Here is a 13,085-nt window from a genome sequence, read left to right on the forward strand (position 1 = left end):
TGACGGCTTGATGCAGGCTGGATGAATGGATCTTGTCCCGTGTAAGGGTGAGGAAAGTTACAGGAGCCACTACCGGAAGACTCGTGGCCGCGCGGCCAAGTGGCCTTCTCGCGCGATCATTGAATCCTCGATTTCAAGCACTCACGACTCCATGCATTGCAGGCCTATCCGCATCTGGGACGACTGAGGCAGTATGGCAATGAGACTGGCTCCAGGGCTCTCGTATGCAAGGTGGAGCAGGTTCAGCAGGTTCGCCCGCTCAATGCCGCTTACCGGCTCTTCCGGTGGGTATGATGCGGGGCCATGTACCCGAGACGCCGTCTCCTGGCCCGTGGACCGTGGCTGTTCGATCTCAGACCGCAGCGGCTCATCGTCTTCCACGGCGCTGAAGGCGTGCGCCGGGAGGTCAGTGGAGACGTGCCGGAGTACCCGTCCGCGCCCGTGGTGCTTGCCTCGCTCAACGGGTCTCAGGACGTCTGGGTGGGAAGCGGGGACCGGCGTGTCTTCTCTGTGGGGCCCGGCACGAGCGCTCCCGTGCAGGCCCTTCCAAAGGAGTGCTTCGATCTCACCACCGATGGGAACCGGTTCATCGGCACGGTGGTGGACGGTGCCCTCAAGCTCACCACCCTCTTCACGACCGATGGATCCGGGCAGCAGTCGGAGCCCATGCCCCTGCCCAAGCCCGTGCGCGCCAGGCACGGGTATGGGTATGCCAGCGGACGCCCCCAGCGTGAGCCCCCCGATGGGGCGTTGCTCGACACGAGCCCCTTTGGCATCACCGTCGTGGAGAAGGGCCGGGGCCGCGTCTATGTGCTCCGCTCGGGGGCGGATCGGCCGGAGGGGGCGCTCCAGATGGAGCCGGGCGGTGAGCAGGACACCTGGCGGGCTTTGGCCACTCCGCATGGCGTGCTTCTCCTGCTCGTCATCAACTACCGGCAGACGGCGCTCCTCCACTTCGCGCTCGACGGCACCCTGCTTGGCTCACTCCCGGGGAGGGATGATGACGATGATGAGGAAGAGGAAATGATCTGGGGCGGTGCCGGGGTTTGCGTCCTCGACGCGTCCCGGGCGCTCCTCTTCGTGCAGGACAAAGCCCTCCTGGTGTCCCTGCCCGGGCTCCAGGTGATGGAGACGCTCGTGGGGGAGTGGCCTGCCTTCGTGGCCGTGACGCCCGCGGGGCCTGACCGGTGGTGGGTGGGCGCCGAGGACCGGGACTCGCTCTTCCTGCTCACCGCCGAGCCCGGACACCCCTTGCGCCTTCACGCCTCGAACCGTCCGGTGAGCTCGGGCGCGCCGCTCATGCACGTGGGCTACAAGACTCCCGCGTTCCAATGGACCGAGCACTCCTCCGAGCCGCTGGCCGTGTCCGCGCCCGTGACCGAGACGTGGCGCGCGGTGGTGCGCAATGACGGGACCGCGTGTGAGGCCGTGCGGATCCGGGTGTCCGGGGCGCTCGTTGGCGCTCGCGTGGTGGACGTCAGCGTGCGGTATCGCGGTCAGTTGCTTCCGATGGTCGGTGAGCAGCGCGTGAACGTCGTGGGCGTTACCGCTGGGCTGGAGGCAGGAGCCACCGCGGAGCTGGAGGTGAGCTTCAAGCCCCGGAGCGAGGGCTCTGGACCGATGACCGTCACCGTCGAGCCGTGCTCCTGGCAGGCGCAGCCCAGAGAATGGCAATGGGAGAAAGAGCAGCCTCGCATCCTCGCGGTGACGGGCCATGCGGCATCCGCCCAGTTCCCGCTCACGGTGGAGTAGCGCGAACCTTCTCGGGCTCGGGCGCGGCGCTCATCTTCCAGAGCAGGGCGCCGCCTCCGAGCACGACCGCCAGGCCCACTGCCGCCGCGAGAATCCAGCCTCGTCCCAAGCGGGGCCGTGCCTGGGCCTCCGGGGCGTCGCTCGCGGTGACCTGCTGGACGAGCCGGGCCACCTGCCGCGATGTCACCGGCTCACCCTCCGAGCGGATGAACGCCTCCAGGTCCTTCCGGAACGCGTGGCAGTCCGGGTAGCGCTCGTCCAGATCCTTCGCGAGCGCCCGGTCGAGGATGGCTCGCAGGGCGTCGGGCAGGTCCGGGCGGTGCCGCTCGGGGGGCACCATGGGCTCGGACAAGATGGCTTGAAACAACTCATAGCCGGGCTTGCCCTCAAAGGGCTTTCGCGTGGTGAGCAGTTCGTAGAGCACCACTCCGAGCGAATAGACGTCCACCCGCCGGTCCGCCGACAAGCCCCGGATCTCCTCGGGCGCCATGTACACGTGCTGGCTCAGGTCGGGGGAACCGTAATGGGGGATGGGGGTCCACCGGGACCGGAAGTAGTCGACGCCGAGGTCCACCACCTTGGCCGTCCCCTGGCGCGACAGGAGGATGTTGTACGGCCGGATGCAGCGGTGGATGAGCCTCAACGACTGGTTCGTCTTGGGGTCGGTGAGGTCGTGGGCATAAGCGAGCCCCTCGCAGGCTTGCGAGATGATGCGCGCGCACAGTGTCGCCGGCAGAGCCATCCGCTGGACCGCCACGTGCTTGATGACCCTGCGCAGGCTGGGCCCGTCGATGTGCTCCCTGGCGAGGAAGTACGAGCCGTCCGCCTTCCCGAAGTCGACGACCCGCACGAGGTGCGGATGCGTCAGGCGGGTGGCCCTCTTCGCCATGTCGAGGAACATCTGCGCGAACTCCACGTCCTCGGCCATGTCCGGCCGGAGGCACTGGAGCACCCGCGTCTTCTCGATGCCAAATGGGCCGGCGGCCTTGGCCAGATGGTCCTCGACGATGCCACCGGCGAGCAGGCGGATGCGCTGGTATTTGCCGACATGGGATGTCACGGAGCGTATGAATAGTCGTATAGCGTCATCAAAGCCATGACCCGTTACCGCACCCTTGGGCTTCTGCTGGCGCTGCTTCCTCTCCATGTCGGCGCTGTCCCCATGCCCGCGGATCCGTTGGTGGGCATCTGGGGAAGTGAGCGCGTCCTCGGGCCTCAAGTCCGCGGAGAGCTGACGCTGGTGCGGGATGGGAACGCCTGGCGCGCGCGCATCGCGGGCTTCGATGTTCCTGCCCGGAACGAGGGCAGGAAGGTGTCCATCGCCTTCCCCGGAGGCGAACTCCGCGCCACGCTTTCGGAGAACGGCCAGAGCATCACGGGTCACTGGATCCAGCCTCCCGTGCTCATGAGCGGCATGAAGTTCGCCACGCCGGTGGAGCTGCGCTCGCTCCAGCCGGGTGTCTGGCGCGGGAACGTGGCGCCACTGGAGGACCGCTTCTCTCTGTATCTCGTCGTCCAGAAGCAGCCTGACGGCTCCGTGACGGCGTTCATCCGCAACCCGGAGCGGAACTTCGGCAACCGGATGCAGTTCCGGGTGGAGCTCCAGGACCGCACCGTCCGCTTCACGTCCCTCAAGGGCGATACCCGGTTCGAGGGCACGTTCAACGCGGAGGCCGGACGGCTGTCCCTGCCCTACCCTCCCTTCGACACGACGTTCGACTTCACCCGCCGGGACCGGTCGCAGGCCGTGGGCCTCTACTCACGCACTCCCGCTCCGGGACCCTACGTCCACCAGAAGCCCATCGCCGAGGACGACGGCTGGACCACGGCCTCCCCCGCGGATGTCGGCATGGACGTCCAACCGCTCCAGCAGCTCGTGCAGCGCATCCTCGATCAGGAGCCGAGCGCGGAGTCCGTTCCCGCCATCCAGGGTCTGCTCATCGCTCGCCACGGGAAGCTCATCCTCGAGGAGTACTTCCAGGGGTTCGACAAGGAGCGTCCCCATGACCTGCGCTCCTCCTCGAAGTCCTATGCCTCCCTGCTGATCGGCATTGCCCTGGACCAGGGGGCGCCCTTCACCGTGGACACGCCCGTGGCCTCACTCTTCCCCGAGTACAAGGGCAAGCTCGCCCACCTGGATGCGCGCAAGCGCAAGCTCACGGTCGCGCACCTGATGACCATGTCGACAGGGCTCGCCTGTGATGACGACGACCCGGAGTCACCCGGCAACGAGGACCGGCTCGAGGACTCCGTACCGGATTGGTACAGGTACACGCTGGACCTGCCCATGGTCCGCGCGCCGGGCGAGAAGGCCGTGTACTGCTCGGCGAACATCAACCTGCTGGGCGGCGTCCTCCGCAACACCACGCGCACCTGGATCCCCGAGTTCTTCACCCGGAACGTCGCCACGCCCCTCCAGATGCGCGGCTACCACCTGGACCTCATGCCCAATGGCGAGCAGTACCTGGGCGGCGGCATCTACATGCGCCCCCGCGACGCGTTGAAGCTCGGGCAGCTCTATCTCTCTGGAGGCACGTGGAACGGCAAGCGCGTGGTCAGCCAGCGCTGGATCGAGCGCTCCGTCGCGAAGCAATCCACGATGGGGGATGGCAGGACGTATGGCTACACGTGGTGGCGCCATGAGCTCCGCGTCGGCGACCGCGTGTATTCGCAGTACGAGGCCAGCGGCAACGGGGGCCAGCTGGTGATGGTCGTCCCGGAGCTGGACCTGGTCGTGCTGTTCACCGCAGGCAACTACAACCACGTCGCCCTGTGGCGGAAGTTCCGTGAGGAACTCCTGCCACAGTACATCCTGGCTGCGGCGTCAACGCCGCCGCGGCCTTGAGCCGCGCTCAGTAATAGCAGCGCCAGTAATCGTAGCCTTCCCCGTCGCAATAGCAGAAGGCATGGCCCACACCCGTGGGGAGGATACACGTACGCGGGTTGGCCCCAGTCGAGGGACAGGCCATCCCATCCAACACGTCACACTGGAGAATCGCCGAGGAGGAGACTTCAGGCGCCGTCGGGCTTTCCACGTCGCCCATGGTCTCGGACTCCATGGCACCACCACAACCCACGAGCAGCCCCATCACCAACGCAGAAACAAATCCTCGCATGTACACCCTCCCGGTTGTGAATCATTGCGATGATAACCGCTACTCGGAGGGGCTCAAAAATTCCGCGACACCCCGCAGGGTGTCCTTGGCGACCTGAAGCGGGTAGCGTTCGCGACCCTCATGAAAACGCCCTGTCTGATCCTGGTGGCCCTGTCGTGCACCCTCTTCCTCTCCGCGTGTGGTGAGTCCGAGTGCACTCCGGAAAGCTGCGCGAACGGCTGCTGCACCGTGAGCAATGTGTGTGTTCTGGATCTCGGTGACGCTCAGTGCGGATCCAACGGCGCCATCTGTGAGAGCTGTCCCGAAGGCAATGTCTGCCGGCTCGACACCGGGGCCTGCTACACGGGCGTGATGCGGACGCGGGTGCAGCCCCGCCGGGCCGTCATCGCGGAAGTGGACCCGGACAACGGTGAGGACTGGGACTCCGACGGTTCCCCGCCCGACGTCGTCGTGGAGATGCGCTGCCCCTCCGCTCCAGAGCGCTCCCGCACCGCCGAGGACGAGGACTGGGAGCCTGAATGGAGCACCGGGAGCTGCGAGGTCATCACCTCCAACCTCCTGCGCTTCCCACTCGAAATCTCCATCTTCGACAACGATGACTTCAGCCTCGACGACGAGTTTGGCGGCATCTCCTACGAGGTCACGCGCGCGGACCTGAACCGGGGCCGCATCGAGCTGGCCTTTCCGCCCATCGTGGAGATCCTGGTCATCAACCTGTCCCACACCTATTCGACCCAGTGAGCGGGCGGCCGCTGTAACCGTCCCGGCGTCCGGCGCGTAGCCCTGTGCATGCGCCCCTTCGCCCTGCTCCTGCCGCTCCTGTTCGCCAGCGCCTGCGGTCCCTCCTCCTCCGTGGACGAGGGGCTCGGCGTCATCCAGCAACTCGACACGTCCGAACAGGGCATCACCGCCTTCGTGCGCTCCGGCCAGTACACGTCCTGGCTCGCGGAGCCCTCCGTGCACGACACGCGCGCCCCGCACGGCAGCAAGGTCCGCGTCTTCTTCAACGACGTCGTCGCGCGCTCACTCCGGGAAGGCAATGCCATCCATCCCGTGGGCAGCATCCTCGTGAAGGAGCTCTACGAGGACGACGGGAAGACGCTCCGGGGTCACGCACTGGACGTGAAGGTCTCGGAAGGCGCCGGCAAGGACACCTGGATCTTCTACGAGGGCTTCGGGCCGACCTACGCCAACAACTACTACGGCCGTGCCCACTCCACCTGTCATGGCTGCCATTCCGACGGGCAGGACTACGTCACCTCGCCCCTGCCCTGAAAACACAACGGGCGGCCCCCTCGCGAGGACCGCCCGCCGTTCCAGGCCTTGCCGGGCCTACCGCGCCGCGGACTTGCGGCGCATCAGGAACACGCCCAGGCCCACGCCCGCGGCCCACTTCGCCGCCGCGGCCAGGGGCGTCTTGCTCAGCGCCACCGGGCGGACCTCGTAGCGCGGCTCCGGCGGGACGGGACGGAAGTCCGTGGCGCCCGGCAGGTTCGCGCCCTGCTGCTCCGCCTCGGTCTTGGTGATGTTCGGTCCCGGCTCGTCCGGGTCGCGCGCCCCCGGCGCCTTCCCGTCCGGCGACTTGTGCTCGAGGATGCCGTTGATCTCCGCGCCCAGCAGCACGACCATGCAGGAGATCTGCATCCACAGCAGCATCACGATGACACCGCCGATGGCGCCGTAGTTCACGTCATACGAGCCGAAGTTCGCCACGTACATCGAGAAGCCCCACGAGGCGATGACCCAGATGACCACGCTCACCACCGAGCCCGGGGTGATGAACTTGAACTTCTGCTTCACGTCCGGCAGCACGTAGTAGAGCACCGCCAGCAGCACCATCATCAGGATGCCGGCCACCGGCATGCGCAGCCACAGGACGATGGTCGACAGAGGCTCGCCCAGCTTGTCCGCCACCGCCGGCGTGACGATGGCGACGATGGCCGCCAGCACCACCGTGACGGCCGTGCCCAGCGTCGTCAGCAGCGCGATGCCGCGCTTCTTCCAGAACGGGCGCTTCTCCTCCACGCCGTAGACGGTGTTGAGCGACTCCATCAGCGCCACCACGCCGCCCGACGCCGCCCAGATGGCACCCACGCCACCGATGGTCAGCAGCCCCACCGGATTGCTGGTCGCCAGGGCCTCCAGCCGCTCACCCAGAATCTTCGTCACCTCCTGGGGCGCGACCTTCGACAGCTCCTGGATGAGCTGCTGCGCCTGGTGCGGATCAATCAGCACACCGGCCAGCGACACGAGGAACAGCAGGAACGGGAACAGCGCCATGATGGCGGAGAACGTCAGCGCGCTCGCGACGTTGCCGACCTTGTCGCGTCCCCACTCGTCCTTGAGGGACTTGAAGAACTCCTTCCAACTCATTCCCTTGCCGGGCCAGACCATGCGTCTCCTCCTTGGAGGAGATTGGGCATTCCATCCCCAGGCTGGCTTCCTCCCTGGGGACGTTGCCTGGCCCCCTGCCTGCTTGGCGCGCAGCACCCGTGAAAAGGCAAGGCCCCCTTCACGCCCGCCCGGCCGCCTTGAATCAGTAGGAAGGCAACACTTGCGCGTCTTTCAACCGGGGCGCGCGCTGATCCTTCACGGATAGCAGCGGCTCCTTCACGGGCCAGGGGATGGCCAGGTCCGGATCATCCCAGGCCACGCTCCGCTCGGACTCCGGGGCGTATTGCGCGGTGCACTTGTAGAAGAAGTCCGCGGAGTCGCTCAGCACGCAGAAGCCGTGCGCGAAGCCCGGGGGGATCCACAGCTGCCACTTGTTGCCGGACGACAGCTCCGCGCCCATCCACCGGCCGAACGTGGGCGAGCCCTTGCGCACGTCCACCACCACGTCCCAGACCGCGCCCGCCAGCACCTGCACCAGCTTCCCCTGCCCGTTGGGCTCCTGGAAGTGCAGGCCGCGCAGCGTGCCCCGCACGGACCGGGACAGGTTGTCCTGCACGAAGGCGCTCGGGATGCCCGCGGCCTCGTAGCGCTGGGCGTGGAACGTCTCCACGAAGAAGCCCCGCGAGTCCCCGAACACGCGGGGCTCCAGCAGGAGGACGCCGGGAAGCTCCGTCGTCTGCACCTTCATGGCGCCGTCCCCCGGTTCCCCAGGAGGGCCTTCAGGTACTGGCCGTAGTCGTTCTTCAGCATGGGCGCCGCGAGCGCCTCCAGCCGCGCCTCGTCGATGTAGCCCATGCGGTAGGCGATCTCCTCCGGGCAGGCGATCTTCAGGCCCTGCCGGCGCTCGATGATCTCGATGAACGACGACGCCTGCATCAGCGACTCGTGCGTCCCGGTGTCCAGCCACGCGTAGCCGCGCCCCATCAGCTCCACCGTGAGCTGGTCGCGGCGCATGTACTCCGCGTTGACGTCGGTGATCTCCAGCTCGCCGCGCTTGCTGGGCTTCAGCGCCGCGGCGATGTCCAGCACCTGGTTGTCGTAGAAGTACAGCCCCGTGACGGCGTAGTTGGAGCGGGGCTTCGCGGGCTTCTCCTCGATGCTGATGGCGCGGTTGCCCGGCGCCAGCTCCACCACGCCGTAGCGCTGCGGATCCTTCACCTGGTAGCCGAACACCGTCGCCCCGGATGAGCGCCGCACCGCCCGCCGCACCAGCTCGCTCAGGCCGTCGCCGTAGAAGATGTTGTCCCCCAGGATGAGCGACACGGCGTCGCTCCCCACGAAGTCCCGGCCGATGACGAACGCCTGCGCCAGGCCTTCCGGACGGGGCTGCTCCGCGTACCGGAAGGACATGCCCCACTGCTCGCCGTCGCCCAAGAGGTCGCGGAAGCGCGGCAGGTCCTGCGGCGTGGAGAGGATCAGCACCTCCCGGATGCCCGCCAGCATCAGCGTGGTCAGCGGGTAGTAGATCATCGGCTTGTCGTAGACGGGCAGCAGTTGCTTGCTCACCACGAGCGTCAGCGGATACAGGCGCGTCCCCGAGCCTCCCGCGAGGATGATTCCCTTCATCCCGCCTCCCCGGCCCGGGCCTCGAGCCAGCTCGCATGGAAGCGCCGCAGGGATTCCGCCAACGCCAGCGGCTTCTCCGACAGCTGCTCCCGCGCCTTGTCCGTCACCAGCCCGCTCTTCAACGGCCGGGGCGCCGACAACTTCAGGTCCGCCATCCGCGTGGGGACCACCAGGCCCGCGTCAAAGCCAAACACGTCGCACAGCGCCCGCCCGAAGGCCACGCGGTCCAGCACCGTGCCGCCGCAGGTGTTCCACGTCCCGCCCAGCCGCCGCTCGCCCAGCTCCACCAGCATCGCGGCGACGTTGTCCGAGAAGCTCGGGGACACGACCTGGTCCTCGAAGAGCTTCACCGGCTGCCCCGAGGACAGCGTCTTCACCAGCCACGCGCCGAAGTTGAGCCGGCCCTCCACCGGAGGCCAGCCGTACACCACCGCGGTCCGCGCAATCGCGCAGCCGGGCGAGAGCACGCGCGCGGCCTGCTCGCCCATGTGCTTCGTCACCGCGTAGACGCCCCGAGGGTTCGGCACCGCGTCCTCGGCATAGGGACCCGCGTCGCCGTCGAAGACGTAGTCGGTGGACACGTGCACCAGGTGCGCGCCGGCCTCGCGCGTCCAGCGGGCCACCGCCGCCGTGGCGGTGACGTTTGCGGCGTACGCGGCCTCGGGCGCCTTCTCGCACGCGTCCACCTCCGTCATCGACGCGCAGTGCAGGACGACCTCCGGCGCCAGCCGGGTCAGCACGGGCGCCACGTCCCGCTCCTGCGTGAGGTCCAGCGCCTCGTATTCGAAGGCCCCCGCCACGCGGCGCGGCCCCCGTCCCAGCCCCACCACCGCGTGGCCCCGCGCGGCCAACTGCGCGCACGCGCGGCGGCCCACCAGTCCGTTCGCTCCTGTGACGACGAAGCGGCTCATGCTCCGTGACCTCCATGCGTCAGCGTCACGGTGCGGCGGTACTCACCGCTCAGCACGCGCTCCCACCACTCCGGGTGCTCCACGTACCAGCGCACCGTGTCCGCCAGCCCCGCTTCGAAGGAATGCGCGGGCGTCCATCCCAGCTCACGGCGGCTCTTCGCCGGGTCGATGGCGTAGCGGCGGTCGTGTCCCGGCCGGTCGGTGACGAACTCGATGAGCGACTCCGGCTTGCCCAGCGCCGCGAGGATGCCCTTCACCAGGTCCAGGTTCTTGCGCTCCGCGCCGCCGCCCAGGTTGTAGACCTCACCGGCCCGGCCGCGCTCCAGCGCCTGGAGCAATCCCTGACAGTGGTCCTCCACGTGCAGCCAGTCGCGCACGTGCTGGCCGTCGCCGTAGACGGGGAGCTTCTGGTTCCTCAGCGCGTTCACCACCATGCGGGGGATGAGCTTCTCCGGGAACTGGTAGCGCCCGTAGTTGTTCGAGCAGCGCGTCACCACCACGTCCAGCCCGTAGGTGTGGTGGTACGCCAGGGCCAGCAGGTCCGCGCCCGTCTTGGACGCCGAATAGGGGCTGGAGGGCTGCAAGGGCGAGGTCTCCGTGAAGGCCCCGGACGGCCCCAGCGAGCCGTAGACCTCGTCGGTGGAAACCTGCACGAACCGGCGGAGGCCCCGCGCCCGGCAGGCCTCCAGCAACTGCTGGGTGCCCAGGACGTTGGTGGTGACGAAGACGGCGGGGCCCTCGATGGAGCGGTCCACGTGGCTCTCCGCGGCCAGGTGGAGGACGCAGTCGATGGCGTGCTCCTGGAGCACCCGGTCCACGCAGGCCCGGTCGCCCACGTCGCCGTGCACGAAGACGTGGCGGGCGTCGTCCGCGAGGTCCGCGAGGTTCTCCAGGTTGCCCGCGTAGGTGAGGCGGTCCAGGTTGACGACCTTCCAGTCTGGCCGCTCGCGGAGCAGGTAGCGCACCAGGTTGGACCCGATGAAGCCGCAGCCACCCGTGACCAGGACGTTCGTTGACATGGACCCAACCTCGGGGGACGGCGTGGGCCGCCCTGGGTACTGTGCGGAGGCCCCTCCGTCAAGGCACGTCGGGCGCTCTTGTAAGGGCGGGCTGGACGGTTGTAAGGGAACGCGCGCGTGTCACCGCGACCTCCTCTCGGCCCGGGCGGACCCTTGCACATCCATCAGCTGGTCACCCGCCTGGCATGGGGTGACGCGATTGGCAACCAGGTGCGCTACCTCCAGAGCCTGCTGCGCTCCTGGGGCCACACCTCCGAAATCTACGCCGACTCCTGGGACGACGCGTGCCGCGACCAGGTGCACGCCGCCAGGAACTACCCGCGCGAGGCCACCCGCGACTCCGTGCTGCTCGTGCACCACAGCTTCGAGTCGAAGCAGGTGCCGCTCATCGCCCGGTCGCGCGGCCGCAAGCTGCTCGTCTACCACAACATCACCCCCGCCCGGCTCTTCGAGGGCTACGACCGGGGCGCGGTGCTCGCGTGCGACGCCGCCCGCCTGGAGCTACTCGCGCTGCGCCCGCACGTGGACGGCGCCTTCGCCTACTCGCGCTTCAGCGCGGAGGAGCTGGTCGCCGCGGGCTACCCGCGCGTGGACGTGCTGCCCTTCGCCATTGACTGGAACGCGTTCGACACGCCGCCGGATCCGGCGCTGATGGCGGAGCTGGATGACGGCTGCGCCAACATCCTCTTCGTGGGCCGCGCGGTGCCCAGCAAGTACGTGGACGACGTGCTGCGCGTCTTCACCGCGTACCAGCGGCTGTACCAGCCCAAGAGCCGCCTGCTCATCGCGGGCAACATCCACCGCGACGCGCCCTATGGCGGCTTCCTGCACGGGCTCAAGGACCTGCTCGGCCCGGACCGCATCCAGTTCCTGGGCCGCGTCAACGCCGCGCAGCTGTCCGCCTGCTTCGCGTCCGCCACGGCCTACCTCTCCATGAGCCGGCACGAGGGCTTCGGCGTGCCGCTGCTGGAGGCCATGTACCGCGACGTGCCCGTTGTCGCGTATGGCGCCGCGGCCGTCCCGGAGACCATGGGCGGCGCGGGCCTCACGACGTTTTCGCGCGAGCCCATGGACGTGGCGCAGCTGCTCGCGGTGCTGGAGCGCGAACCCGCGCTGCGCCAGCAGGTGCTCACCGCGCAGCGCGCCCGCGTGGCCGCCCTGTCCCAGAAGGCCGTGGCCACCCAGGTGCGCGACACGCTCCTGCGCTGGCTGGGAGGCAGCGGGCCCGGCCCGGTGGAGGCCGCCTCGCGGACGCCCGCCATCGACCTGGTCTGCCCCGGCTTCTCCTCGCGGCCGGAGGCGCCCATGTCGCGGCTCGCCCGTGAGCTGCACCGCCGCCTGCCTGACTCCCGCATCCTTGCCCTGCGGGGGCGCGGCGAGGAGCCCGTCCTCTCGCTCGGCCCCCAGCCGGAGGGAGGAGCGCCCGTCTGGCACTTCACCCCCGACCAGCCCGTCGGCCCCGCGCCCGAGCCGCTGCCCGGCTCGTCCTCGCTGGAGACGGCGGTGCGGGCCTCTTCCGGGAAGGTGGTGCTGCTGGGCACGGACACCGCCGCCGCCCAGGCGCTGATGGCCAGCGTGGGGCGACGGAGCTGGGGTGTGCGCGACGCGGCCGTCGCGTCCGACGAGGCGGCGACGGAGGCGGCCCGGCACCACCTGGGGCCGCGCCTGGTGGAGCTGGACCGGACGGACCCGGACGCCGTGGCCAACGTCCTGGTGCAGGCCCTGACATCGAAGAAGAAGCGAGGAGCCCGCGATGCACGCCGCTGACCTGCTCACGGCCGAGCCCTCGGCCCAGGCCGTGGCCGCCGCCACCCAGCGGCTCCCCGAGCCGTCCGCCGCCGCGCGCGACCACCTGCGCCGCACCCTGGCCGCGTCGCTGCGCGCCCCCGTCGCGGGCAAGTGGCCGGCGCTGCTGCTGGAGGCACGCTCCAAGGCGGACGTGCGCTATGTGGAGCCCGCGACGTCGCACCGCCCCGTCCTGGGGCCCGTGCTCGTGTTCGCCAAGCGGACGTTTCGCGGCGCGTTCCAGCCGTTCATCAACGAGGTGCTGCGCCGCCAGGTGCACTTCAACGAAGCCATCCTGGACGCACTCACCGTCGTCATCGAGAACCAGCGCGAGCACGCGCGGACGCAGGCGCTGTGGCGGCGCGAACTGGAGGCACGATTGAAGCAGTTGGAGAAGGATCCGCCGGGGCCCTCTTCACCCTGAGCGCATGGCTGCCTGCTCGACGGACGGCGACCCCGCCGGGCGTTGACGCAGGAACCTCCTCCGCGCTACATCGGCCCCTCGCTTCGCCTGCCTCGTCGTCCTGAGGGGGATGCCACGG

12 protein-coding genes are annotated in these 13,085 nt (G+C 68.9%); 6 read left to right on the plus strand and 6 right to left on the minus strand.

Annotated features, from left to right (window positions below; genetic code table 11):
- Nucleotides 1–303 precede the first annotated feature (303 nt).
- Nucleotides 304–1,752 (plus strand): hypothetical protein, encoded by a 1,449-nt coding sequence (locus JYK02_RS11930; RefSeq protein WP_207051046.1) that lies wholly within the window; start codon nt 304–306, stop codon nt 1,750–1,752.
- Here the strand turns inward: JYK02_RS11930 and JYK02_RS11935 are convergent.
- A complete protein-coding gene (locus JYK02_RS11935; RefSeq protein WP_207051047.1) occupies nt 1,739–2,812 on the minus strand; it encodes a protein kinase domain-containing protein in 1,074 nt (357 codons plus the stop codon). The genes JYK02_RS11930 and JYK02_RS11935 overlap by 14 nt on opposite strands.
- 102 nt (nt 2,813–2,914) lie before the next feature.
- On the opposite strand from JYK02_RS11935, the gene JYK02_RS11940 reads away from it, so the two are divergent.
- The 3 genes from JYK02_RS11940 to JYK02_RS11950 all read left to right on the plus strand — a co-directional run bounded on the left by JYK02_RS11940 (nt 2,915) and on the right by JYK02_RS11950 (nt 6,143).
- Entirely contained in the window at nt 2,915–4,597 is a 1,683-nt protein-coding gene (locus JYK02_RS11940) for a serine hydrolase domain-containing protein (protein WP_207051048.1), read from the plus strand.
- 391 nt (nt 4,598–4,988) lie between these two features.
- A complete protein-coding gene (locus JYK02_RS11945; RefSeq protein WP_207051049.1) occupies nt 4,989–5,609 on the plus strand; it encodes a hypothetical protein in 621 nt (206 codons plus the stop codon).
- A gap of 48 nt (nt 5,610–5,657) precedes the next feature.
- The gene (locus tag JYK02_RS11950) at nt 5,658–6,143 is read left to right on the plus strand and encodes a hypothetical protein (protein WP_207051050.1); all 486 of its coding nucleotides are present in this window, start codon (nt 5,658–5,660) and stop codon (nt 6,141–6,143) included.
- 57 nt (nt 6,144–6,200) lie between these two features.
- Here JYK02_RS11950 and JYK02_RS11955 read toward each other — a convergent pair whose 3' ends face one another.
- The 5 genes from JYK02_RS11955 to rfbB form a co-directional block, all read right to left on the minus strand.
- A complete protein-coding gene (locus tag JYK02_RS11955) occupies nt 6,201–7,262 on the minus strand; it encodes a YihY/virulence factor BrkB family protein (protein WP_207051051.1) in 1,062 nt (353 codons plus the stop codon).
- A 142-nt stretch (nt 7,263–7,404) separates the two neighbouring features.
- A complete protein-coding gene (gene rfbC / locus JYK02_RS11960; protein ID WP_207051052.1) occupies nt 7,405–7,950 on the minus strand; it encodes a dTDP-4-dehydrorhamnose 3,5-epimerase in 546 nt (181 codons plus the stop codon).
- Nucleotides 7,947–8,828, minus strand: a complete 882-nt coding sequence (gene rfbA / locus JYK02_RS11965; RefSeq protein WP_207051053.1) for a glucose-1-phosphate thymidylyltransferase RfbA — start codon at nt 8,826–8,828, stop codon at nt 7,947–7,949. Before rfbA ends, rfbC begins: the two co-directional genes overlap by 4 nt.
- The gene (locus tag JYK02_RS11970) at nt 8,825–9,739 is read right to left on the minus strand and encodes an SDR family oxidoreductase (RefSeq protein ID WP_207051054.1); all 915 of its coding nucleotides are present in this window, start codon (nt 9,737–9,739) and stop codon (nt 8,825–8,827) included. Before JYK02_RS11970 ends, rfbA begins: the two co-directional genes overlap by 4 nt.
- On the minus strand, nt 9,736–10,758 hold the full coding sequence (gene rfbB / locus JYK02_RS11975) for a dTDP-glucose 4,6-dehydratase (protein WP_207051055.1): 1,023 nt from the start codon (nt 10,756–10,758) through the stop codon (nt 9,736–9,738). The genes JYK02_RS11970 and rfbB overlap by 4 nt, the downstream gene beginning before the upstream one ends.
- Nucleotides 10,759–10,911: 153 nt before the next feature.
- On the opposite strand from rfbB, the gene JYK02_RS11980 reads away from it, so the two are divergent.
- Complete coding sequence (locus tag JYK02_RS11980; RefSeq protein WP_242588663.1) at nt 10,912–12,525, plus strand: glycosyltransferase; 1,614 nt, start codon at nt 10,912–10,914, stop codon at nt 12,523–12,525.
- The gene (locus JYK02_RS11985) at nt 12,512–12,967 is read left to right on the plus strand and encodes a hypothetical protein (RefSeq protein ID WP_207051056.1); all 456 of its coding nucleotides are present in this window, start codon (nt 12,512–12,514) and stop codon (nt 12,965–12,967) included. Before JYK02_RS11980 ends, JYK02_RS11985 begins: the two co-directional genes overlap by 14 nt.
- The last annotated feature ends 118 nt before the right edge of the window (nt 12,968–13,085 follow it).

The organism is Corallococcus macrosporus (assembly GCF_017302985.1).
GTDB lineage: Bacteria > Myxococcota > Myxococcia > Myxococcales > Myxococcaceae > Corallococcus > Corallococcus macrosporus_A.

Bases quoted from the DNA above. Each gene is read 5' to 3' on its own strand.
- JYK02_RS11930 (WP_207051046.1), top strand. From the start codon at position 304: ATGTACCCGAGACGCCGTCTCCTGGCCCGTGGACCGTGGCTGTTCGAT.
- JYK02_RS11940 (WP_207051048.1), top strand. From the start codon at position 2,915: ATGCCCGCGGATCCGTTGGTGGGCATCTGGGGAAGTGAGCGCGTCCTC.
- JYK02_RS11945 (WP_207051049.1), top strand. From the start codon at position 4,989: ATGAAAACGCCCTGTCTGATCCTGGTGGCCCTGTCGTGCACCCTCTTC.
- JYK02_RS11950 (WP_207051050.1), top strand. From the start codon at position 5,658: ATGCGCCCCTTCGCCCTGCTCCTGCCGCTCCTGTTCGCCAGCGCCTGC.
- JYK02_RS11955 (WP_207051051.1), bottom strand. From the start codon at position 7,262: ATGGTCTGGCCCGGCAAGGGAATGAGTTGGAAGGAGTTCTTCAAGTCC.
- rfbC (WP_207051052.1), bottom strand. From the start codon at position 7,950: ATGAAGGTGCAGACGACGGAGCTTCCCGGCGTCCTCCTGCTGGAGCCC.
- rfbA (WP_207051053.1), bottom strand. From the start codon at position 8,828: ATGAAGGGAATCATCCTCGCGGGAGGCTCGGGGACGCGCCTGTATCCG.
- JYK02_RS11970 (WP_207051054.1), bottom strand. From the start codon at position 9,739: ATGAGCCGCTTCGTCGTCACAGGAGCGAACGGACTGGTGGGCCGCCGC.
- rfbB (WP_207051055.1), bottom strand. From the start codon at position 10,758: ATGTCAACGAACGTCCTGGTCACGGGTGGCTGCGGCTTCATCGGGTCC.
- JYK02_RS11985 (WP_207051056.1), top strand. From the start codon at position 12,512: ATGCACGCCGCTGACCTGCTCACGGCCGAGCCCTCGGCCCAGGCCGTG.